The organism is Priestia flexa NBRC 15715 (assembly GCF_001591565.1).
GTDB classification, from domain to species: Bacteria; Bacillota; Bacilli; order Bacillales; family Bacillaceae_H; genus Priestia; species Priestia flexa.
In genome coordinates, this window is record NZ_BCVD01000042.1 from 1 (window position 1) to 21,123 (window position 21,123).

21 protein-coding genes and 1 pseudogene are annotated in these 21,123 nt (G+C 37.7%); 14 read left to right on the forward strand and 8 right to left on the reverse strand.

Features of this window, described 5'->3' with window-relative positions; translation table 11 throughout:
• Window positions 1–25 precede the first annotated feature (25 nt).
• A complete protein-coding gene (locus tag BFL01S_RS09130; RefSeq protein WP_025907504.1) occupies window positions 26–1,216 on the reverse strand; it encodes an MFS transporter in 1,191 nt (396 codons plus the stop codon).
• A 143-nt stretch (window positions 1,217–1,359) separates the two neighbouring features.
• On the opposite strand from BFL01S_RS09130, the gene BFL01S_RS09135 reads away from it, so the two are divergent.
• From BFL01S_RS09135 to BFL01S_RS09160, 6 genes and pseudogenes are all read left to right on the forward strand, one after another.
• Window positions 1,360–1,743, forward strand: a complete 384-nt coding sequence (locus BFL01S_RS09135) for an OsmC family protein (protein WP_025907503.1) — start codon at window positions 1,360–1,362, stop codon at window positions 1,741–1,743.
• Between the two features lie 205 nt (window positions 1,744–1,948).
• Window positions 1,949–2,461, forward strand: a complete 513-nt coding sequence (locus BFL01S_RS09140; RefSeq protein WP_025907501.1) for a hypothetical protein — start codon at window positions 1,949–1,951, stop codon at window positions 2,459–2,461.
• A 216-nt stretch (window positions 2,462–2,677) separates the two neighbouring features.
• Window positions 2,678–3,055, forward strand: coding sequence for a hypothetical protein (locus BFL01S_RS09145; RefSeq protein WP_061785517.1), 378 nt, complete (start codon window positions 2,678–2,680; stop codon window positions 3,053–3,055).
• The gene (locus tag BFL01S_RS09150; protein WP_061785518.1) at window positions 3,055–3,537 is read left to right on the forward strand and encodes a hypothetical protein; all 483 of its coding nucleotides are present in this window, start codon (window positions 3,055–3,057) and stop codon (window positions 3,535–3,537) included. The genes BFL01S_RS09145 and BFL01S_RS09150 overlap by 1 nt, the downstream gene beginning before the upstream one ends.
• Window positions 3,538–3,905: 368 nt before the next feature.
• Complete coding sequence (locus tag BFL01S_RS09155; protein WP_061785519.1) at window positions 3,906–4,214, forward strand: hypothetical protein; 309 nt, start codon at window positions 3,906–3,908, stop codon at window positions 4,212–4,214.
• Window positions 4,215–4,241: 27 nt separating this feature from the next.
• Window positions 4,242–4,667, forward strand: a pseudogene (locus tag BFL01S_RS09160) (protease inhibitor I9 family protein); the annotation flags it as partial.
• A 214-nt stretch (window positions 4,668–4,881) separates the two neighbouring features.
• Here BFL01S_RS09160 and BFL01S_RS09165 read toward each other — a convergent pair.
• The 4 genes from BFL01S_RS09165 to BFL01S_RS09180 form a co-directional block, all read right to left on the reverse strand.
• On the reverse strand, window positions 4,882–6,294 hold the full coding sequence (locus tag BFL01S_RS09165) for a sodium:solute symporter family protein (protein WP_061785521.1): 1,413 nt from the start codon (window positions 6,292–6,294) through the stop codon (window positions 4,882–4,884).
• A 59-nt stretch (window positions 6,295–6,353) separates the two neighbouring features.
• On the reverse strand, window positions 6,354–7,331 hold the full coding sequence (gene speB, locus BFL01S_RS09170; RefSeq protein WP_061785522.1) for an agmatinase: 978 nt from the start codon (window positions 7,329–7,331) through the stop codon (window positions 6,354–6,356).
• 157 nt (window positions 7,332–7,488) lie between these two features.
• Window positions 7,489–8,898, reverse strand: a complete 1,410-nt coding sequence (locus BFL01S_RS09175; protein WP_061785533.1) for a sigma-54 interaction domain-containing protein — start codon at window positions 8,896–8,898, stop codon at window positions 7,489–7,491.
• A 110-nt stretch (window positions 8,899–9,008) separates the two neighbouring features.
• Window positions 9,009–9,605 (reverse strand): class I SAM-dependent DNA methyltransferase, encoded by a 597-nt coding sequence (locus tag BFL01S_RS09180; protein WP_061785523.1) that lies wholly within the window; start codon window positions 9,603–9,605, stop codon window positions 9,009–9,011.
• Window positions 9,606–9,765: 160 nt separating this feature from the next.
• On the opposite strand from BFL01S_RS09180, the gene BFL01S_RS09185 reads away from it, so the two are divergent.
• Window positions 9,766–10,818 carry an aldose epimerase family protein gene (locus tag BFL01S_RS09185; protein WP_061785534.1) on the forward strand — a complete coding sequence of 351 codons (1,053 nt, stop codon included), beginning with the start codon at window positions 9,766–9,768 and terminating at the stop codon, window positions 10,816–10,818.
• A gap of 55 nt (window positions 10,819–10,873) precedes the next feature.
• Here the strand turns inward: BFL01S_RS09185 and amyS are convergent, their stop codons facing one another.
• Both amyS and BFL01S_RS09195 read right to left on the reverse strand, forming a co-directional pair.
• The gene (gene amyS, locus BFL01S_RS09190) at window positions 10,874–12,424 is read right to left on the reverse strand and encodes an alpha-amylase (protein WP_035320278.1); all 1,551 of its coding nucleotides are present in this window, start codon (window positions 12,422–12,424) and stop codon (window positions 10,874–10,876) included.
• Between the two features lie 207 nt (window positions 12,425–12,631).
• A complete protein-coding gene (locus BFL01S_RS09195; RefSeq protein WP_374699995.1) occupies window positions 12,632–13,063 on the reverse strand; it encodes a pyridoxamine 5'-phosphate oxidase family protein in 432 nt (143 codons plus the stop codon).
• Between the two features lie 182 nt (window positions 13,064–13,245).
• On the opposite strand from BFL01S_RS09195, the gene cax reads away from it, so the two are divergent.
• Both cax and BFL01S_RS09205 read left to right on the forward strand, forming a co-directional pair.
• Window positions 13,246–14,298 carry a calcium/proton exchanger gene (gene cax / locus BFL01S_RS09200; protein WP_025908666.1) on the forward strand — a complete coding sequence of 351 codons (1,053 nt, stop codon included), beginning with the start codon at window positions 13,246–13,248 and terminating at the stop codon, window positions 14,296–14,298.
• Between the two features lie 130 nt (window positions 14,299–14,428).
• Window positions 14,429–15,241 (forward strand): YfkD famly protein, encoded by an 813-nt coding sequence (locus BFL01S_RS09205; RefSeq protein ID WP_061785524.1) that lies wholly within the window; start codon window positions 14,429–14,431, stop codon window positions 15,239–15,241.
• 37 nt (window positions 15,242–15,278) lie between these two features.
• Here BFL01S_RS09205 and yfkAB read toward each other — a convergent pair whose 3' ends face one another.
• A complete protein-coding gene (gene yfkAB, locus BFL01S_RS09210) occupies window positions 15,279–16,460 on the reverse strand; it encodes a radical SAM/CxCxxxxC motif protein YfkAB (RefSeq protein WP_061785525.1) in 1,182 nt (393 codons plus the stop codon).
• 184 nt (window positions 16,461–16,644) lie between these two features.
• Here yfkAB and BFL01S_RS09215 point away from each other — a divergent pair, with 184 nt between their 5' ends.
• From BFL01S_RS09215 to BFL01S_RS09230, 5 genes are all read left to right on the forward strand, one after another.
• Window positions 16,645–18,171: a recombinase family protein gene (locus tag BFL01S_RS09215; RefSeq protein ID WP_061785526.1), complete on the forward strand. Its 1,527-nt coding sequence runs from the start codon at window positions 16,645–16,647 to the stop codon at window positions 18,169–18,171.
• Window positions 18,172–18,294: 123 nt separating this feature from the next.
• Window positions 18,295–18,486: an SE1561 family protein gene (locus BFL01S_RS09220; protein ID WP_025908669.1), complete on the forward strand. Its 192-nt coding sequence runs from the start codon at window positions 18,295–18,297 to the stop codon at window positions 18,484–18,486.
• A 102-nt stretch (window positions 18,487–18,588) separates the two neighbouring features.
• Window positions 18,589–19,206 (forward strand): NUDIX hydrolase, encoded by a 618-nt coding sequence (locus BFL01S_RS09225; protein ID WP_025908670.1) that lies wholly within the window; start codon window positions 18,589–18,591, stop codon window positions 19,204–19,206.
• Window positions 19,207–19,226: 20 nt separating this feature from the next.
• Window positions 19,227–19,376, forward strand: coding sequence for a DinB family protein (locus BFL01S_RS19940; RefSeq protein WP_174521186.1), 150 nt, complete (start codon window positions 19,227–19,229; stop codon window positions 19,374–19,376).
• 139 nt (window positions 19,377–19,515) lie between these two features.
• Entirely contained in the window at window positions 19,516–21,054 is a 1,539-nt protein-coding gene (locus BFL01S_RS09230; RefSeq protein WP_061785527.1) for a fumarate hydratase, read from the forward strand.
• Window positions 21,055–21,123 lie beyond the last annotated feature (69 nt).

Consider the following 21,123-nt stretch of genomic DNA (forward strand, 5'->3'; position numbering starts at 1 on the left):
CTTATGTCCCAGCCTCCTTTTCTATTCACTTTGACAAAGTAGTCTCTTTATACGTCTGCACCGATGTACTAAATAAAAAGATACATAGGAAAATTAAAAACAATACAGAACTAATAATGACAAAAAAGCTTAATCCTTCAAACAATCCGATAAAGGTTCCACCTAGGTACGGTCCCGCTAAGCTTCCAACGCTAAAGGCAATTCCACATAGCAAGTTACCTGTTGGTAGCAGCGAGCTTGGCATGAGATCCGTCATATAGCTAATTCCTAAGCTAAACGTAGAGCCAAGAAGCATACCTCCGATAAACAAACAAGCTAACAGTGGAATCGTTGTTGCTTCTAGTAGCGTTGCCAGTAAAAACGCTCCAGAGCCTAAAAACAAAACCCAGTGAAGAACAAACTTTCGTCCATGTTTATCACTCAGCATACCAAGGGGAAGCTGAAATATAATGCCACCGACTGCAAAAGAAGTCAGCAGGAGTGAAATAAATTCTACGTTTAGGCCAATTCGTAATCCATAAATAGGAAAGATACCATTTAGCGAAGACTCTAGAAACCCATAGCCGAGTGGTGGTAAAAAAGCAATCCAGCCGTATTTGATGGCTTTGGAAAAGCGCTTCATTGTTGCAGTAAAAGACATTGTGCTTACTTCTTCGTCACCCGTTGGAATCTCATTTTTTAATAAAAATAAAAATACCCATGTGACTAAGCAAATGAAAGCTGAAAAAATAAATGGTAACGTTTCACTCACGTTAACTAAATTGGCCATTAAAGGACCGACTGCAAAGCCAATACCAAAAGAAAGGCCGTACAGTGAGATGTTGCGTCCGCGCTTATCTACAGGTGAAAAGGCTGTAATCCACGTTTGCGTTGCAAAGTGAAGAGCGTGATCCCCAATTCCAATCGCGAGACGAAGCAAGAACCAAAACGTAACGGATTTCCAAAGCGGAAACAAAAAGAGGGATAAAATGACTAAAGCTCCTCCCCACATAATGATAGGTTTGTAGCCATGCTTTCGTAAGAGTGGCTCCATAAATGGAGAGGCTAATAAAATACCAATGTACAGTCCAGCAGCGTTTAATCCGTTTAAAGTCGATGATACCCCATCTTTTTCAAAGATAATGGCAATGAGGGGTAGAAGCATACCTTGACTAAAGCCAGAAATCGCTACTAGACTAACCAAAATCCAAAATCGTGTTCGCAACGTTTTGTTCATATAAGTGACCTCGTTTTAAGATGTTTTTTCTCCACGTATAATCCTATAGAACCTATCTGAAAATGACAATAAGCGAACTTAATTATTTGAGTGTTATTCCATTTCGTGATATAACGAAGTAAAACCCTAGGAGGTATTTTAAAATGGAATTTAAAATGCAGGAAGTTGGTTTCTCAACAGATTTACCGTTTGGAAATTTGCAGGTGGCAGGAGATGATGAATACGGCTTTCGTCCTTTTCAATTAATGGTTTCATCCATTGCGGTTTGTAGCGGTGGCGTTCTTCGCAAAATATTAGAAAAGAAGCGCATTGCGGTTAAAGATATTCACATTTCAGCAGACGTGACACGCAACGAAAAAGAAGCAAATCGCATTGAAAGCATCCATTTACACTACAAAATTAGCGGGGAAAACCTTCCGCACGATAAAATCGAAAAGTCAATTGAGCTTGCTAGAAAGAATTGCTCAATGCTTCAATCTGTTATTAACAGCATTGAGGTAACGGAATCATTTGAATTAGTCGCATAAGCTTGCCCCTCTCAGATTGAATTTGAGAGGGGTTTTTTTGTTTCCGTAATTATTCTTGTGCTGTTTCATGTAAAATAAAGGTTCAATTTTGACTAAAATCCATCTATAATAAAAAAGATGTTTGGAATATATTTCTATATATTGTGAGGTAACACGTTTGGAAACCTAGGACTGGGACCTAAAAAGAAGAGGAGTTTGATATCATTTGGTTAAATTAAAAGATTTTACGATTGATTTTGACTGTACGAAAGGGATACCTTTTTTCCAAGTTCATCAGAACAATAGAATTCGGTTTGATCTTTATGAAATATCGCTGGCTGATTTTAAAAGCATCATTAACGAAGTCTTTCAGGAGAGAAAAGACATCAATGCTATTTTTATTTCGCAATATATTTTCAATGGAAAGCGCCAATCAGCTAAGTCCAAAGTTGGTCGAATTCTGCAGCTGAATAATTGGCAAGAACACGTAGTAGCGGAAGATGAAAATAATGCAGTTGTCTATGCTTCTATCAAAAAACTAAGTTCTATCGATGTTTATAATTATTGTTTAAGTATCAGAAAAGGAAGAAGACCAGCGTATATCTCATTTTATTCGAATGACTATTTGTTATATGTAAGTACCGATGTTATTGATGTTATTTCCAATGATACTACTAACGTCGCTAAGTTAAAAGATGACTATAAAGGCTTGTATGATACGTATCATGAACATCAATAAGATACGCACCAACTCATATATGATAGGTATATAGAACTAATGAAAGATTGAAAGAAAAGGAAAAGACAAGTAAGATAGATTTGATTGCTAAAGGTTTCTTGAGATACTGATAGGACTATCGGTTGGTTTTAGGGCTTTGATTCGAAATACCAACTTTATCAATGTATAATTCAGTATGAATGAGATAATCGATGTATAGATAAGGGAGGATTTACCATGGGATTACTTATAGTTATTTTATTAGGCATAGCTATTTTATTGCTTATTTTATCTTTCAGAAAGACAAAACAATCACAAACTCATACAGACCAGCAGTTAGAACAGCTGACGTTAACAATTGGACAAGAAATGAATGAATTGAATGATCGCATCCGCACTCTTGAAATCGATGCAGCCATTACAGCAGAAAAATCAGGTGTATTAGGTCTAGAATCACCTGAGCGTAAAGATCTTCGCAATATGATTGACATGCATAAGCGCGGTTATTCGTTTGAAAGCATTGCAGGACGAATGAAAGGCTATACGCAACAAGAAGTGGAACAATTGCTGGCTCCTTACACGAAGAAGAAAGATGAAGGGAGCATGATGGCATAATGACACCGAATACGCTACGCAGCTTTGCTATGGGTTTACTCGTTGCAGCAACCGCAACGGGCATTGTGTACTTGCTTGAGCCATCTTCAACCTCAACTTCTAAAGAGTTATCAGAAGAAGAGATGCAAACTCAGTTAGAAGACAAAGGTTTTATAGTTCAAACCCAAGACGAACTGGACAAGCAGTTAGCTGATGCGAAAGCAGAAGCAGCACAGGAAGCTCAAAAAGAACCGAAAGAAGAAAAAGAAGAGCAACCAAAAGAAGAAGAGCCGGTTTATCGCACAATTATCAACGTGTCATCTGGTATGACGGCAGTTGATGTTGGTGAGGTTCTTGAAAAAGCTAAAATCGTAAAAAGCGGCTTTGAGTTCTACAAAAAGGTAGAAGGTCAAGGTGTGGAAAACAAACTTCGTCCAGGCACGTTTGAAGTTGATAGCGGCATGACGGAAGATGAAATGATTGCCGTGATTTTTAAAGGGTAACAAGAAAACTCTCTTAAGTAAAACTTAAGAGAGTTTTCTTGTTATGGTTGATTGAAGGGCTTGGCTGCTTCACTCACAATAGTAGGCTATTGTAGTGGTCTGGAAGTAACTTCTATATAAATTGTACCTTCTTTGTACTAAAAGAAGCAATTGGGGTTTTTTACTAGATATCAAAACATATTATGTAACATACAACTCTCTTTGTGAGAGTTCTTAGCATATATTTTCATAACTTTAAGGTTATTATTTGCCATCAATAGGTTCTTTCTTCCCGTTTTATTACGCCAATTTACTTCTTCTCCTTAATCCCGTTACGATAAATATAGATTCGATTTATAAACTATATTTTTCATATAAGGGGGATTCAAATGAAAGCAAAAAAACATTTGCTAAAATGTGCTTTAGTAGCTGGTGTGATAATTTCTACCTCTACACCTTACGCTGCTTTAGCAAAAGAGCCAAGTATCACGATGAGTGAAGCGGAACAAGTACTAAATAATTTATCAAAAGAACAAAGAGAAGCTTTACAACAACTTGAAATTGGACCTGGCTTTATTATTTCACCCGATATTAATACTACAACCCCAGAAAACGTTGAGATTATCGTTGAGTTTAAACAAGATCCAGCAAAAGTAGAAGTGAAAAAACAAATGCTTAATCAAAAGAAAATCTCTTGAGGTACTGCAAAACAAAGAGTTGAACAGTCACATAAAGAATTCAAAACGTATATAGATCAATTAAAAACTAAGAAAAAAAAGGCGGTATACGATCCAAGTAAGATTAACGTGAAGCATGAGTATAAAAATGCCTTTAATGGTGTAGCAATGAGCCTTCCTGGAACGGCAGTTGAAGAATTATTGAATTCTGGAGAAGTAAAAAGAATTTGGAGCAATGTTCAAATTCAACTTGAACTTCCTAAGTCAAAAGGGGAGAAAGCTACTCCTAAAATGATTGACAGCATTCCACAAATTGGAGTAGATAAGCTTCATGATGAAGGAATTACAGGTCAAGGTATTAATTTTCAAATGGTTATATATGAAATGAAGGACGATAATGAGAACTACTATACACTAATTGAAGAAACTATATTACCCTATTATCAAAAAAATAGGTTATTTTATTCTTGTTGAGCACTATGAAAGAAAGCTTTTTTACTACTACTCTGAAAAGGGAGATTTAAAGAAGGCAATGAAAATAGCTCATTCTTATATCGGTTCAAAAACAAGCTTTTATGATCACCATTAAAACTATACATAAAATTAGCTATATGTTACTTCTACAAATAAAAAGGTAAGCCTTTTCATCAGCTTACCTTCTACTGTCCGGTAGATTTTATCTTTTTGTTTAAGAAACAGACTGTTTTTTTGGTAGCTTAGGATTAGTAGAGATTTGAGTTTGTTTACTAGTAAGTGAAATAGTAACAAAAGAAATAAAGCTCGTAATCAGTCCGTAAACGATAGGTTCGGTGGCTGTAATACCTTGAACAACCAGTCCGATTAAGATGACTGCTGCGCTTAATAGAATAGAGAAGAAAGCAGCTTTGGACGTTGCCTTTCTCCAGAAGAAGCCAAATACAATTGGAAAGAACAATGAACCAGATAGCACTGCGTACGCCACATCTAATGCGACAAGAACGTCTTGAATCCATACGGCAAAGATCATGGTCACAACACCGGTAGCTAAGGTAGTAAAGCGAGATGCTTTTAAAAATATTTTTTCACTCATAGATGGGACAAGGGGCTTGATAATGTCATTGACGATTAAAGTAGAAGAGGCAAGTAGTGTTCCTGATGAAGTTGACATTAACGCAGATAATACGCTAGCAAGTACAATGCCTAAAATACCTGTTGGTAATGTTTCAAGAGCCATACTTGTAAAAGCTGTTTGTGGATCGTTTAAAGCAGGGATGGCTACAAAAGCACACATACCAATAATGCTAATAGCAATTGCGTAAAATAAACTATAAATACCAGCTCCTAAAGTCCCTAAACGTGCTACTTTTAATGTTCTTGCAGTAAACAACCGTTGCCAAATGTCCTGTGCCACCACCATTCCTAAGCAGAATAGTAGAAAGTATTGAAAAATTTCCATTCCTCCAATGCTACTAATACCAAAATAAGAAGTAGGGAGCTCTGCTTGCAAATTGCTCCAGCCGCCAGCTTTGGAAAGACTCATTGGTAACATAATAGCAAAAATCCCAATTGTCATAATAATGAATTGAACAATATCGGTCATTGTAACGGACCACATGCCCCCAAGAATAGTATAAGAAAGAGCAATAGTTCCTCCAATTATCATTGAAAACGTGAGATTCCATCCAAGAAGAACGTGGAGCACTGTTCCCATTCCAATTACTTGAGTTACTGATACCATCATTGCATAAATAGCCGCTACTAATGCGCTAATAACACCTGTTTGTGCATTATAGCGCTCTGTTAACATTTGACTAATTGTTAACACTTTTAACGAAAAAATCTTCTTTGAAAAAAAGATTCCCATGACGACTATTCCTAAACCAAGCATGGCAACTAGCCACAGTCCTGATAACCCAAATTCATAGCCAAGCCTAGCTGTTCCTATTGTGGATGCTCCTCCTAAAATCACGGCTGCTAAACATGCAAGATACATGGTAAACCCTAGGTTTCTGCCTGCTACGATATAATCTTCAGACGTTTTTGCTCGTCGAGAGCCTAAAATACCAACAAAGATTAACAGTAAAAAGTAAATAATAATAACCAAACCATCAACTGTATTCATCGATTCGCTCCTTTAGTAGAAGGAGAGAAGAAACTCTCTCCTTGGAATTAAGAATTCTATTATTCTACGGATTGAAACTCTTTTTTTGTTTTGGTTTTTTTCGCTAATGCCACAAGCGTCACAAATTCATAAAGAATGTTAGCAGCAGCTGCTGCTGTAATGTCTCCATGATCGTAGGCTGGAAGTACTTCTACTAAATCAAAACCTACAAAAGATAAGCCTTCAAGCCCTCTTACAAATGCCAATGCATCATCAATCGAGGCGCCTGAAACCTCTGGGGTTCCTGTTCCTGGCGCAAATGAAGGATCAAGAAAGTCAATATCAAACGTTAAGAAAACAGGGCCTTCCTGTACACGAGTGTGAATCTTTTTAAGCATGGCTTCTACACCGTGTTTTTTATAATCATTTGTAGAGTACACGTCTAACCCTAAATTACGCGCATCTTCTAAATCTTCAGGTCCATACAAGCCGCCGCGCATTCCGATTTGCATGGAACGGGAGACGTCTATTAGACCTTCTTCAATAGCGCGGCGAAATACAGTACCATGATTATATTTTTTATCAAAGTAAGTATCCCATGTATCAGAGTGAGCATCGAATTGTAAAAGAGCTACAGGACCATGCTTTTTAACAATTGCTCGTAATTCTCCAAGCGTAACTGAGTGATCACCGCCAATTGAAATAGGAATAATATCTTTATTAACAATCTCTGTAATTGCTTCTTCGATATTTACGTATGTCTCCTCAATATATCCCGGAACGACATTAATATCACCGTAGTCGATACCAGAGACATAATCAAAAATATTAATGTTTTGTTCTACGTTATACGGACGAAGTAAAATAGAAAAGTCTCTTACTGCTTGAGGACCGAAGCGGGCTCCAGTTCTAAATGATTGACCTGAATCAAACGGAATACCCGTAATGACAAAGTCCATATCATAATCAAGCTGTTCAATATAAGGTAAACGCATAAACGTACGTGGTCCACAAAAGCGAGGAGATTCAAATGAGTTTTTTGGTTCATACTTAGCCATCAGTAAATCGCTCCTTTAATTAAATAGATTGTCCTTTCTTTTTTATATTGCAAATACTGTGCCAAGTTTAAAAACCTTAAAAAAACCTTATGAACAGCATCTTGATGCTTAATCCATAAGGTTGATTTGATTCAAAAATGAATTTTTTACGGTAATTTTAATTCATTTTTGAATTAATTTGATATTTGTGTAAGCGTCTAACAACAGTTGCTTGACTCATTTCAAGCTCTTTAGCTATATCGTATGTAGTTTTATTTTCCTTGGCAGCTTTTAGTAAAAAGTGCTTTTCTACTTCAGCTAAGGCCTCTTTTAATGTTAGGTCTTGGTTTAGGTAAATCGAATTTTTATGCTGAACAGGTGTTTCAGATGTGTGAATACCATACGAGAAATCTTCATTTACATGAATGATATCAGTAGGAGAAGTGACTACGAGCCGTTCAACGAAGTTTTCCAATTCCCGTACATTCCCTGGCCAGTCATAACCACTTAAATAATCAATGGCTGTAGGATTAAATGACTTTTGAACATAATACTGCTCATTAAAACGATCTAAAAACATTTTTAGTAAGCTATAAATATCTTCTTTGCGTTCTCGAAGAGGTGGGATGGTAATAGGAATTACATACAGACGGTAAAATAGATCTTCTCGGAACGTACCGTTTTTAACTTTTGCTTTTAGGTCTTGATTGGTAGCTACGATTAAGCGAAAATCAATCTTTTTTGTCTTTCCTCCTCCAAGACGTGTAATTTGTTTTTCCTGGAGTACTTTTAGCAACTTAGTTTGAATATCAAGTGGAAGTTCGCCAACTTCGTCTAAAAAGAGAGTACCTTTATCAGCTTGTTCGATTAACCCTTTACGGCCTCTATGGTTAGCACCAGTAAAAGCACCGCTCTCATAACCAAACATTTCAGATTCAAATAGAGAGCTTGGAATAGCACCGCAGTTAACTTCAATAAAAGGACAAGCTTTTCGCTCACTGTTTTGATGCAAAGCGCGAGCAAAGACAGTTTTTCCTACACCGGACTCTCCTAAAAGAACGACATTAGCATCACTTGCAGCTACTCGCTCAGTAAGTTCCCAAACGTGCTGCATGTTCTTACTTTTAATTACCATGCCATTTCGAATTATTTCTTTTTCTTTGAGCTGTTGAATCTCAACTTCGTATTGCTTAAGTTGCTGTTGAAGATGTTCATAATCTTCTTTTAATCGTTTAAGCTCTGTTAAATCATGAGAGAAGCTAACAATTCGATACAGGATTCCTTTTTTATTAAAGATTGGGATGCCAGTTGCCATGATTAATCCACCGTCTTTGTTTCTTTGCATCAGCTGAACTTTCTTCTTTTTCTTTATAACGGCCAGCGTAACAGAAGGTGAGAATACCTGCTGTTTTTCAAGTTCATAAGCAGATTTTCCGATAATAGAGTTAGAGTCGTATCCATAGATTTCTTTACAGTTTTTACTTGCTTTTAAAATAATTCCATCGCTATCAGCTATCACTATATTATCATTTGAAGCATCTAAAATAGCTTCCATTTCCATCATTAAGCTTTCATAATGTTCAGACATCATTCACATACCCCTTTGTGGAATGGTTTTTATATAGAATTTTCAGTTTATTAAACTATTTTATATATCTTTTTAGGGAAATGGCAATGTCTTTGAAAGAAGTGAACTTATTACTTTAGACTGGTGGATAAAAACATTGAAGCATCTTGGTTCATGAAAATACGTTCACCGTAATGAAAAGTGTGAATTGTCGTTGATGCAAATCCAACTTCCAGCAACAATTCTTTTAGTTCGCTGTGAGAGAAGCCATTATGAACTTTTGGATGACTAATTTTAGAATTTTTATCAAAATCCACAATAATGAGCTTGCCATTGTCATTTAAAAGAGTGAATAATTGTTGCAACACTTGCTTAGTTTCTGGAATGTGAAGAAGAACAAGTGACATTAAAACAATATCTGCTTTAACAGTAGGTACTTTCTTTGTGAAGTCTGCACAGAGCGTTTTGGCATTTTGAATATCGTTATAGGCAATTTTACCTTTTGCAATATCGAGCATTTGCTCAGAGGAGTCTACTAATAAAGCGGAATCGACTAAATCCGTTAGTTCTAAGCTGACAAGTCCCGTTCCGCTTCCGTAGTCCAGTAATGATTTTGATTGACTATCTTTTAACTGAGTTTTTACCTCTTTAACAATAACCTTAGCTAATTCTATTCGGTCCTCGGTATCATATCGTTTGGCCATTTGTTCAAATGGGTTATTTTCCATATTTACCTCCATCTTTTATAACGTTAGATTGTATTATAGCAAAAGAATAAGGGGCAATACATGTATCTGCTTTGGTCAAACTAGCAGGTGATAAAAACCAATGATATACTTTCAATTATACTTACGCATTACATATACTAACGAAACAGAGGGGAAGCAGATGAACATTACACAACGCTTGTTTGGAGAACTACACGGTCAAGAAGTGATGGCATACACGATGACTAACGATAACAACATGTCCGTAACGTGTATTAGCTTGGGAGGCATCATTACTAAAATTCAGGTGCCAGATCAAGCTGGAAAGGTTGAAAACGTGGTACTAGGCTATGATTCAGTAGAAGGCTACCTTCATAACACGGCTTACTTTGGGGCAGTTGTCGGACGGGTAGCAGGAAGAATCCATCCAACTAAAGTGGAAATTGCCAATAAGACGTATGAGCTTTCAAAAAATGAAGGGGAGAAGCATCTTCATGGTGGAGACAAAGCGTTTAGCCACGTCATTTGGAATGCTGAAGTGAAAGAAAATCAGGATGAGGTAAGCGTTACGTTTACATATGATAGCCCAGACGGTGAAAATGGGTATCCAGGTAATTTAAAAGTCAGTGTAATGTATACGCTTACGAACGAGAATGAGCTCAAATTATCATATCAGGGGATTTCAGATCAAGATACGCTGCTGAATATGACGAACCATACGTACTTTAACTTAAGTGGAAACGTCAAAAGAGACGTTTTAGAGCATGAATTAACAATGAAGAGTGATGCTTTTTTAGAGCTTAACGATATCATGCTTCCTACGGGTGAAAAAGTAAACGTAACGGATACTGCGTTTGATCTTAGAAAAGGGAAGAAGGTTCAAGCGGGCGTAGAATCTCAGCATCCTCAAAATGTGAAGGTTGGCAATGGCTACGATCATCCGTTTTTACTGAGCGAGAATCAAAACGAAGAAATAACGGTGGTTGATTATGATAGCGGGCGTAAGCTTATTGTAGAAACAGACCAGCCGTGCGTCGTGTTATATACGGCGAATATGCTTGAAAATACAGGCATGATTCGCGATGTGAAAAGTCGTGAATACCTCGGTTTATGCTTAGAGACGCAGAATTTACCAAATGCTATTCATCATGCAGAATTTCCGTCTATTGTATTAGAAAAAAACAAAGTTTACTCTGCAAATACGATGTATCGATTTGCGACGGTTGAGAGTTAACTATTAAAAAGCTCTGCGGGATAATGCTTCACCGCAGAGCTTATTTTTGTTGTTTTTATTGCTGAACGTAAACAGATACGGATCCACCGTTTACTTGGAAATTCCCCCATCCATCTGTATTAATCGTAATCTTATCTGTTCGATTACCTGTAATGTCGTACCAAACCTCACCAGCGTTTTGTTTTCCAACATACATCCATTTTGATCCGCCAGCTCCATCTGTAACAAGCGTTGCGAGACCAGATTTTTCTTTTGTGCTGTCTCCTTCTCGCGTCCAGCCAATTACGTCCCAGTGGTCCATATAATTGTGCTGCGTACCGTATGCGTAATCTTTACGAGCTTTTAATAGAGGCTCTATCTTTGTTTTTAAAGCTGGGATCTCATATGAACTGTTTCCTTTTGTACCGTACATGTCACCGTAAAATATGCTTGGGTAACCTTCTGCTCTTGTTAGGATAAACGCATAGGCTAGCGGTTTAAACCAAGGCTGTACAACGGATTCTAGGGACTGACCTGGCTGTGAATCGTGATTTTCAACTAACGTTACGGCCTTTGTTGGGTGTGCAGCAACAACCGTTCCGTTTAATAAATTTCTCATATCGTAATTTCCACCAGACTGAGAAGCATAATGGAAATTGTAGTGAAGAGGTGCATCAAAGACAGAATGGTTATAGTTTACCTTTGCTAGGTAGTTATTAATGGCATTCACATCGTTTTGCCAGTACTCTGCCACTGTAAACATTTCTTTTCCGGTTTTCGTACGAACATGGTTGACCCAATCCCCTAAGTAGGAATGCTTAATATGTTTCACTGCGTCTAAGCGAAAGCCGTCTAAGCCGACTTCGTTTGCGTACCATACGCCCCAGTTCTTCATTTCGTTCCCAACATCGGGGTGATCAAAATCAAGGTCAGCATACATTAAATAATCATAGTTGCCGTTTTCACTTGATACTTCCCAGTCCCACGCTTTTCCTGTTCCACGGAATTTAAAAATGCGGCTGGCGTTTCGTGATTGATCCCAGTCCGTTCCATCAAAATGATACCACTGCCATTTAAATGGACTGTGCGTAGTCCCGCGACCTGGAAAGTTAAAGCCAGTCCACGCTTGGATGGTATATTCATCTGAAGTTTCTTGATTTCGGTTAGAAGGGTTTACTTCAACTGCTGTTACGTTTTCAGTATAGTCAGCGCCACCTTTATGATTCATAACGACATCTCCATATACTTGAATGCCGTTTGATTTGAGAGTACTAACCGCTGATTTTAATTCTGCTTTTGTTCCGTACTTTGTTCGAATCGTTCCTTTTTGATTGAATTCCCCTAAATCATAGAGATCATAAGCGCCATATCCAACATCATTTTGGCTTGTACCTTTATAAGCAGGAGGTGTCCAAACAGCCGAAACACCTATGCTTTTTAAGTATGCCGCATCATTGCGCAATCGGTTCCAGTGTTGGCCATCATTGGGCACGTACCATTCAAAGTATTGCATCATCGTTCCGTTTTGCGCTGCTGCTTCCGCTTTATGATTCGGTGCAACCGTTGGCACAAAAATCAATAAAGCAAGAAGTAAACTAAACCATGTTCTTGAACTTTTTGTTCTCACATTTCCATCCCCTTCACTTTTTTGTAAACGTTACCAAAAGAGGGTTTAGAGATGAACAACAAAAAATCCTTCTTTTTTTTCAAAAAAAAGAAAGAAAGTTATCTAGTTTTTAAAAAAAATAAAAATTCATCAGCTTTATTGACTATATAAAGCTAAAAGCATAAAAAAGCTCAAACAAGAAATTTCTTGTTTGAGCTTTTTAAAGGATTATAACTCTTCAGGTTCGCTACCTGCTTTTTCGAAGTAGCGAATATTTTCAGGTGTTAGCTGAAGGAGCACGTAGTTTGGGTCGTCTGGGCTGTTAATCCATTCTTTTAAATGGTCGTTCCAAAACGTTTCTTTTAGTTCTTTGTTGTCTTCAATTAGAGCTTTTGCTTCGATTTCAACATACGGATCATTCCAGCCTTGGCCGTCATAGCCGAGGAGAATATGAACGTATGGATTAGATTGAATGTCGTCAACCTTGTGCGTGTTTTTGTTTGTTGCTGTGTAAAGTACAAGGTCGTCGTGAGAAAACATCATAAAGCGAGAATAGGGTTTGTTATTTTGGATTGTGGCAAGCGTGCCAACCTTATAGTTATCTAAAATAGATAGTACTTTTTGTTTTACATCTGACATATGCTCAATTCCTTTCTTCATCTTTCTTACTTTTGCTAGTTTGGCCTTTTTTTAAACATTTTCTTAAAGAAGAATTTATTTTGTTCATAAAAAAGTTTAACTTTAAAAAATAAAGAGGTAACAGTGATAATGAATAAACAAGCGTTAGAAAGACGAAGCTTGTAGAGTGAATGGATTTAACTTAGAGAAGTAGGTGCATATGAATGAATAGAGTGTTTTTTATAATGGTGCTCATTGGTGTTCCGCTATCGGTGATTGGTAATCTTCTGCACTGGTCGCAGGTTCTCATGTTTGCAGTGTTTTGCTTGACCATTATAGCTTTGGCAGCATATATGGGGCGCGCTACGGAAAGTCTGGCTGTGGTCGCAGGACCGCGAATCGGAGGATTGTTAAACGCAACGTTTGGTAATGCCGTTGAACTTATCATTTCTATTTTCGCATTAAAAGCTGGATTGATCGGTGTTGTATTAGCTTCATTAACGGGTTCTGTTTTGGGAAATCTGCTTCTTGTTGGGGGCTTATCTTTCTTTATTGGAGGATTAAAGTTTAAGCGTCAGGAATTTAACGTATACGATGCGCGCCATAACTCTGGATTGTTAATTTTTGCAGTGATTGTAGCTTTTGTTATTCCAGAAGTATTCTCTCAAGGAATGAATAATCAAAAGACGATGGTACTAAGCGTTGGCGTATCAATCACGTTAATTCTTCTTTACTTAGCCGCACTATTATTTAAACTAGTAACGCACCGCGGTGTATATCAGCATAAAAGCGAGCAAACGGAAGAACACGAAGAGCCAGAATGGTCAAAAGGTAGAGCAATCCTTGTCCTGCTGCTTGCGACCGTCGCCGTTGCTTACGTGGCAGAGAGCTTAGTACATACAATTGAAACGGTTGCGCTTCGCTTCGGCTGGAGTGAGCTGTTTATCGGGGTTATTATCGTGGCCATCGTTGGAAACGCAGCCGAGCACGCATCTGCAATTATTATGGCTGTGAAAAATAAGATGGGTGTGGCCGTTGAGATTGCGATTGGCTCTACGCTTCAGGTAGCTATGTTTGTAGCCCCTGTATTGGTGTTAATCTCTTTGCTTTTTGAGGAGCAAATGCCACTTGTCTTTACGTGGCCAGAGCTTATTGCCATGGTAACAGCAGTCTTTGTCACTGTGGCTATCTCAAATGACGGAGATACAAACTGGTTTGAAGGTGCCGTTTTATTAGGTGCATACATCATTATGGGAATTGGATTTTATTTAATCTAAGAAAAAGTCGAGCTGGAGGAGTGTTCGGCTTTTTTTGGTTATAATTCCCTTTGGCTAAAACAGGATAAAGAGCTATTCCTTTGAAAAAACTATGCATACATCTATTTATGAGGTTGAAAGGAGCTCTTATATGCTACGTCAATTAACTATCGTAACGTTCGCTATTTTCTTGTCATTTTCAGGTTTGCATACAACAGAAGCGAAAAACAAGGAGACGAAAACGCCAAGCACAACTGTGCAAATTCCTAGTTCTACGCTTCATATTGCAAAGGAGAATACAAATCCAAATACGAGTCAAGATACGCCTTATTTACAGCCAAGTGAACTGTCTCAAGAATTGCTTGAAACGTCCAATGTGCCAATTCAAAATCCGGACTTAATTCGTATTTTAAATGAAACATCCATTTCAAAGACACCGTGGGCAATTGGTTTTCGAGCAACGATTTATCTCGGTCAATGGCCGCTTAACTATGAATCCGAAGCAACAAGCGTGAACTGGCAGTATCAAAAGGTAAACACAAATCATTATGATAATCGTTCAGGGAAGTCCCAGCAGCAAATGCACTATAACCAAGAATCCCAAAGCATTGTAAAAGGTGGCTTAACGTCTCGTATTAACGAAGCGGACCACGTAAAGCAAATGATGCTTTTAACAGCTTCAAAGAAAACAAATCTAACGTTATCGTTCCAAACGATGATTGGAGCAGGAACGAAAAAAGATCAGGTGTATAACATCGCACCGAAGAAAGTCGGCTACTTATACGCATACACGCCGGCTGTACATGAAAAAGGAAAAGTAACGTACGGTGAAGTATATCTAACCATGAAAGGTAGCAAGCGCATGATTGTTGTAAAAAACGTAACGTCACAAGGTATTGGTGCGTGGATTCCAGTCCAAGATTACGTATCCTTAAGCTTTGGTTCATACGACCAGCCACGTTAATCAAAAGAAAACCTCTCCAGCTTTGGAGAGTTTTTTCTTACTTCATAATCAACGCTTTGCGTGTTGAAAAGTCCGTGTCTTTATAGTAGCTGTTTTTCACCAGAATATTTGGTCCAAGACAGGAAACAGCTGAGCAGTGACAGCTAAGTTCTTTTGAAATCGATGACTGCTGCCATGTGTCAAACGCATCCTGCAGCTTTGTATCTTGAATGTTGCCAAGTGGAGGCGTATCGCCAAAGTCCGTAACGATAATATCGCCATCAAAAATGTTCACGTTTAAGCGAGAACGGCCGTCTGGATCGTTGCGAACCGTTACGTTTTTGCTGCTGTATAAACGCTTTAACAACGCTTGATCTTCTTCGTTATCGTTACACGCATAGAACGGCAGCGTACCAAAAAGCATCCAAACGTTTTCGTCGCGGATATCAAGCAGGTGATGAATAGCGTTTCTCATATCTTGTAAAGACAACGTTTCAAGTGCACTCGATTCACTACGTTTACTTTTATCATTTAAGTAATCAAAATCGGCTACTTTAACATATCCACTATTATACATAGGATGAATTTCGTGTCGTTGGCAGCCCATCTCTTCCACAACTTGCTTATGGATTTTTTCGAGGTGAGGAGCCGTTCTATTATTTATCATTGTTTCAGCAGATACCAAAACTCCCATATCTGTTAGGGCTCTGGAGTTTGTGATTATTTTATCAAATAGTGCTTTTCTCTGTTCTCTAGTTGGTTTTCTTTTCATCATAGCAAAGCCTGTATCTATAAACTCATCTTCTGTTACCCAGTTATGAGAAATATGTAACACATCTAAATAAGGTGCTATGATCTTGTATCTCTCAAGATCTAATGTAAGATTAGAGTTTATTTGAGTGTATATTCCTTTATCATGAGCATACTTCAATAGAGGTAACACGTAATTCTCTACGGATTTTAGAGACATCATTGGTTCTCCGCCTGTAATGCTTATCGTTCTAAGGGTAGGGAGTTCGTCTAATCTTTGCAGTAATAAGTCTATTGGAAGGCCATTAGGATCTTTATGTGTAAGAGTGTGTCCAACAGCACAATGTCTACATCTCATATTACATAGATAAGTGGTAGTAAATTCTATACTAGAAAGAGTGGGCTTTTGGTATTTTTTTATGTCTAAGTAAGCTTCCCAAGGGTCATTTGCAGGGGTGCTTGTATATTTTGTTGTAACTGGCTCATTCATTTAAATTACTCCTATCTTATTAGTCCATATATATTATGAGTACTAAATATCATGTATGTCAATGTAAAATACCTTGAGATATGGAATGTAATAAATCTTGCATCTTTTATAAAACTTGATATAATTAAATTTACAAATATAACCAATTTAACTGTAATCCCTTGAGGAAAGGAGATATAGCATAATGGCTATAAAGAAAAGAACGTTAGTAGCTATTTATGTCAGAAAATCACGATTAAAAAATGATGACTCTCTTGAGATTGCAAGACAAGTTGAACTGCTTACGGATTACGCAAAAATTAATAATATGGATTATGAAATATTCTCCGAGGAGTGGAGTGGAGAGGATTGGGATAGACCTGAATTAAAGCGAATGTTTGTAAATTTAAAGAAAAATGTCTATGATGGTGTACTTGTTACAGATCAGGATAGGCTGACAAGAAATAAGAAAGACTTTGAAACTTTTGTGGAGTTTGCTAAATCTGAAGGATTATTGCTCTACACACTAGATAAAATTTATAATTTTATTAACGCTGATGATGTTAATGAGTCAAATACACAGACAGAAATAGATAATCATTTTATAGAAATTACTAAAAGAAAACTGCTTAGAGGAAGAATCCATGCTATAAAAAAAGGAGTTTATTTTGGTATAGCTCCGTATGGTTATATGAAAGATGAATATAAACATCTATTGCCTCATCCAAAAGAATCTCAAACCGTTAAAGATATTTTTGATATGTATGTAAATAGAAAATTAAATCAAGCGGAAATTTGTCAGATATTAACGATTAAAGGTAAGAAAACAAGAGCAGGAAAAGTTTTTACACCGCGATCTACTTCGCTCATTCTTTCTAATGTGGCATATATAGGAGTGGTAAGTTATAAATTACAAGAGGAAAGTGCAATCACTGTAGAAGGTGCTCATCCTGCTTTAGTAAGTATGGAAGTATTTCAACAAGCTCAAAGTATTAGGCTAGAAAAAAGAAAAGTACCTCAAAAATCCCAAAGAGGTATATATACATTATCAAAGTTGTTAGAGTGCTCTTGCTGTCAGCAAACACTGTCTTTTTGTATGAAGTATAGTAAAAGGGAGTATAAAAATACATTAGACAAATCAGGGCGAGAACTTTATATTCTTAATTGTTATGCTTCAAAAGGTCAAAAAGCCAAGTTGGAACATAAACTATCCGGTTTGCCAAGGTGTAAAAATAATGGGGTTAGAGCTTTACGAGTACAGAAAAAAGTGTTTAAAGAGCTCAAAAGATATTTAATAGAACTTAATAAGTACACTGAGAGCATAATAAATAGAGATGAGGCGTTTTTTGAAAAGATAGCATTTAAGCAAAGTAAGCTAACTCTTCAGTATGATGAGTTAAATAAACAAAAGAAAAATGTGCAGGAAGGGTTTAGGATAGGTGTTTATGAAGCAGAAGAAGCTACTGAAGAGATAAAAAATATAAAAAAAATCCAACTTGAAATAATGGATGAATTAAAACAAATAGAGGCCATAGAGAGTAAGTTAGAGGTAGAGAGATGCAACAAAGTTAAAACTAACATAGAAACTTTACTTTCTATGGATACTATCTCTAACCCTGGTAAATCTAATAAAATTTTACACGAAATCATTAAAAAAATTTATTATTGGAAAGAAACAACAGATAATGGCGGAGAGCAACCATTTGACATTAAAATCGTTTATAAAAGTTAGCAACTATTATCAAAATGCTTTTAGTTGTCAAATGCAAAAGCATTCGTTACGATAAAAGAAATTATTTCTTTTATTAAAGTAGAAAAGCGCATTTAAATTTATCATGAGAAGGTGTAGACAAGGATGGGAAATGCAGTACATGATTCAGAATCACAAGTTCGCTATCTAAAAGAACGTTTAAATATGTTTATGCAGGTGCTTGACTCAATTGAACCTGAAACAACGGAGCTTGAAGATATCGATCGGTTAATCACAATGATTGATGACCTTGAATTAAAGTGTGAGCAGTTTAAAAAGAGCGACGATAATAAATAAGATAAGCGAAAGGGCTAAAGAGTCCTTTCGTTTTTTTTATGGATTGAAAATCTTTATGTTTCGTTATCAATTCGATATGCTAAAAAGTGGGGGGGATGAATCATGGAAATAAAGTGGTTAGACTGGGCAAAAGAGCTTCAAGCGATTGCACAGGCAGGATTAACTTATTCAAAAGACATGTACGATATTGAGCGTTTTGAAATGATTCGAGATCTCAGTATAGAAATGATGGCTAAACAAACGGGGACACCTCAGAAAGTAGTAAAAGAATTATTTGCGAATGAAACGGGGTACGCCACGCCCAAAGTGGATGTACGAGCAGTCATTTTTAAAGGCAATAAGATTCTTATGGTAAAAGAGAAGCTAGATGGCCACTGGGCACTTCCTGGCGGCTGGGCTGATATTGGTCTAACGGCTAAAGAAGTGGCTGTAAAAGAAGTGAGAGAAGAAGCAGGATATAACGTTCAGCCCATCAAGTTACTTGCTGTTTTAGATAAAAAATGTCATCCTCATCCACCGTCACCTTATCACGTTTATAAGCTATTTATTCAATGTGAAATTACTGGGGGAAGTGGCGAGTCAGGAATGGAAACGAGTGATGTTGGCTTTTTTGCTGAGGACGAGCTGCCCCCATTATCCGTAGAACGTAATACAGAAAGCCAAATTAAGCAGATGTTTGACTGTGTTAAAGAAGCGAATGTACCTACATATTTTGATTAATGGTCAGGGGGGAGAAACGTATGTTTAACCAATATCCAATTGGAGTATTAACGATTCAACATCCTGATAACGGTACAATGACCATTGCAGAAGTAATTAGAACCTATGCATGGCATGGAAAACATCATATTGCACACATTACAACGCTAAGAAAACAGAAGAACTGGTAGCCAGCTAATTCCAAGGAAAACCTTTCAGATTATAAGACAAGAGAGTATAATAAAAGTGAAATGAAGAACGGAAACGGCCGGCTCTTCTGAAAATAAAAAACGCTTACATTTATTTAGGGGACACGGGAGGAGATCTACAATGATTGAAGCTTTAAAAAAGAGTATGTACAATCTAATTGTTGAAACATCCACGAAACTACCGAAGGATGTGCGACGTGCTATTGCAGCGGCAAAAGCAAAAGAAAATGCGGGCACGCGTGCAGCGATGTCACTTGCAACAATCACAAACAACATTAAAATGGCGGATGAAAACATCTCACCAATCTGTCAGGATACGGGGATGCCGACATTTAAAATTAAAACTCCAGTTGGTGTGAACCAAATTGAAATCAAAAAAGCGATTTATTGGGCAATTGAAGAAGCAACAAAAGATGGAAAGCTTCGTCCAAACTCCGTTGACTCGTTAACAGGAGCGAACAGCGGTGATAACCTAGGTGCAGGAACGCCGGTTATTAAGTTTGAACAGTGGGAAAATGATTATATTGACGCGCGTCTCATTTTAAAAGGCGGCGGCTGTGAGAACAAAAACATTCAGTACAGTTTACCATGTGAGCTTGAAGGACTGGGCCGTGCGGGTCGTGATTTAGACGGCATTCGTAAATGCGTGATGCATTCTGTGTATCAGGCGCAAGGCCAAGGCTGTAGCGCCGGCGTCATCGGAGTGGGAATCGGTGGCGACCGTACAACAGGCTATGAGCTAGCAAAAGAGCAGCTTTTCAGAAGCTTAGACGATGAAAACTCAAACGAGCAGCTAAAAGAGCTTGAGGAGTATGTGATGGAAAATGCCAATAAGCTTGGCATTGGTACAATGGGATTTGGCGGTGAAACAACGCTTCTTGGCTGTAAAGTTGGCGTTATTAACCGTATCCCAGCAAGCTTCTTCGTATCGGTTGCGTACAACTGTTGGGCATACCGTCGTCTTGGCATTAAGATTAATGCAGCGACAGGTGACGTAACAGAATGGCTATACCAAGAAGGTGAAGAAATTGACTTCTCTGAACAAGCGGAGCAAGCAGAAGATAAAGTAGCGAATAAAACGCGCGAAGTTGTTCTGCAAGCACCAATTACAGAAGAGCAAATTCGTGAGTTAAAAGTAGGTGATGTGGTAACGATTAACGGCATGATGTATACGGGCCGTGACGCAATCCACAAACACTTAACAACGAACGATGCGCCAGTTGACTTAGACGGCCAAATCATTTACCACTGTGGTCCAGTTATGTTAAAAGACGATGCGGGCAACTGGAAGGTAGCAGCGGCAGGTCCAACCACAAGTATTCGTGAAGAGCCTTACCAAGGTGATATTATGAAGAAATTTGGTATTCGTGCTGTCATCGGTAAAGGTGGAATGGGACCAAAAACCCTAGCGGCTCTACAAGAGCACGGAGGCGTATATTTAAACGCAATCGGCGGCGCAGCGCAGTACTACGCAGATTGCATTAAGAGCGTTGAAGGCGTGGATTTAATGCAGTTTGGTATTCCAGAAGCAATGTGGCATTTAAAAGTTGAAGGATTCACAGCAGTTGTAACGATGGATTCTCACGGCAATAGCTTACATGCCGATGTTGATAAATCATCGCTTGAAAAACTTGAGCAATTTAAAGAGCCTGTTTTTTAATAACTGGTAAAAAGTAGCGAGCATACGTAAACGAAAAGGATGGATACTAAGCATAAACTGACCTTTGGA

Bases quoted from the DNA above. Each gene is read 5' to 3' on its own strand.
- BFL01S_RS09155 (WP_061785519.1), top strand. From the start codon at position 3,906: ATGAAAGCAAAAAAACATTTGCTAAAATGTGCTTTAGTAGCTGGTGTG.
- BFL01S_RS09195 (WP_374699995.1), bottom strand. From the start codon at position 13,063: ATGAAGAAAGGAATTGAGCATATGTCAGATGTAAAACAAAAAGTACTA.
- BFL01S_RS09215 (WP_061785526.1), top strand. From the start codon at position 16,645: ATGGCTATAAAGAAAAGAACGTTAGTAGCTATTTATGTCAGAAAATCA.
- BFL01S_RS09230 (WP_061785527.1), top strand. From the start codon at position 19,516: ATGATTGAAGCTTTAAAAAAGAGTATGTACAATCTAATTGTTGAAACA.
- BFL01S_RS09165 (WP_061785521.1), bottom strand. From the start codon at position 6,294: ATGAATACAGTTGATGGTTTGGTTATTATTATTTACTTTTTACTGTTA.
- BFL01S_RS09180 (WP_061785523.1), bottom strand. From the start codon at position 9,605: ATGGAAAATAACCCATTTGAACAAATGGCCAAACGATATGATACCGAG.
- BFL01S_RS09205 (WP_061785524.1), top strand. From the start codon at position 14,429: ATGCTACGTCAATTAACTATCGTAACGTTCGCTATTTTCTTGTCATTT.
- BFL01S_RS09175 (WP_061785533.1), bottom strand. From the start codon at position 8,898: ATGTCTGAACATTATGAAAGCTTAATGATGGAAATGGAAGCTATTTTA.
- speB (WP_061785522.1), bottom strand. From the start codon at position 7,331: ATGGCTAAGTATGAACCAAAAAACTCATTTGAATCTCCTCGCTTTTGT.
- BFL01S_RS09135 (WP_025907503.1), top strand. From the start codon at position 1,360: ATGGAATTTAAAATGCAGGAAGTTGGTTTCTCAACAGATTTACCGTTT.
- BFL01S_RS19940 (WP_174521186.1), top strand. From the start codon at position 19,227: ATGTTTAACCAATATCCAATTGGAGTATTAACGATTCAACATCCTGAT.
- yfkAB (WP_061785525.1), bottom strand. From the start codon at position 16,460: ATGAATGAGCCAGTTACAACAAAATATACAAGCACCCCTGCAAATGAC.
- BFL01S_RS09220 (WP_025908669.1), top strand. From the start codon at position 18,295: ATGGGAAATGCAGTACATGATTCAGAATCACAAGTTCGCTATCTAAAA.
- BFL01S_RS09130 (WP_025907504.1), bottom strand. From the start codon at position 1,216: ATGAACAAAACGTTGCGAACACGATTTTGGATTTTGGTTAGTCTAGTA.
- BFL01S_RS09150 (WP_061785518.1), top strand. From the start codon at position 3,055: ATGACACCGAATACGCTACGCAGCTTTGCTATGGGTTTACTCGTTGCA.
- cax (WP_025908666.1), top strand. From the start codon at position 13,246: ATGAATAGAGTGTTTTTTATAATGGTGCTCATTGGTGTTCCGCTATCG.
- BFL01S_RS09225 (WP_025908670.1), top strand. From the start codon at position 18,589: ATGGAAATAAAGTGGTTAGACTGGGCAAAAGAGCTTCAAGCGATTGCA.
- BFL01S_RS09185 (WP_061785534.1), top strand. From the start codon at position 9,766: ATGAACATTACACAACGCTTGTTTGGAGAACTACACGGTCAAGAAGTG.
- BFL01S_RS09145 (WP_061785517.1), top strand. From the start codon at position 2,678: ATGGGATTACTTATAGTTATTTTATTAGGCATAGCTATTTTATTGCTT.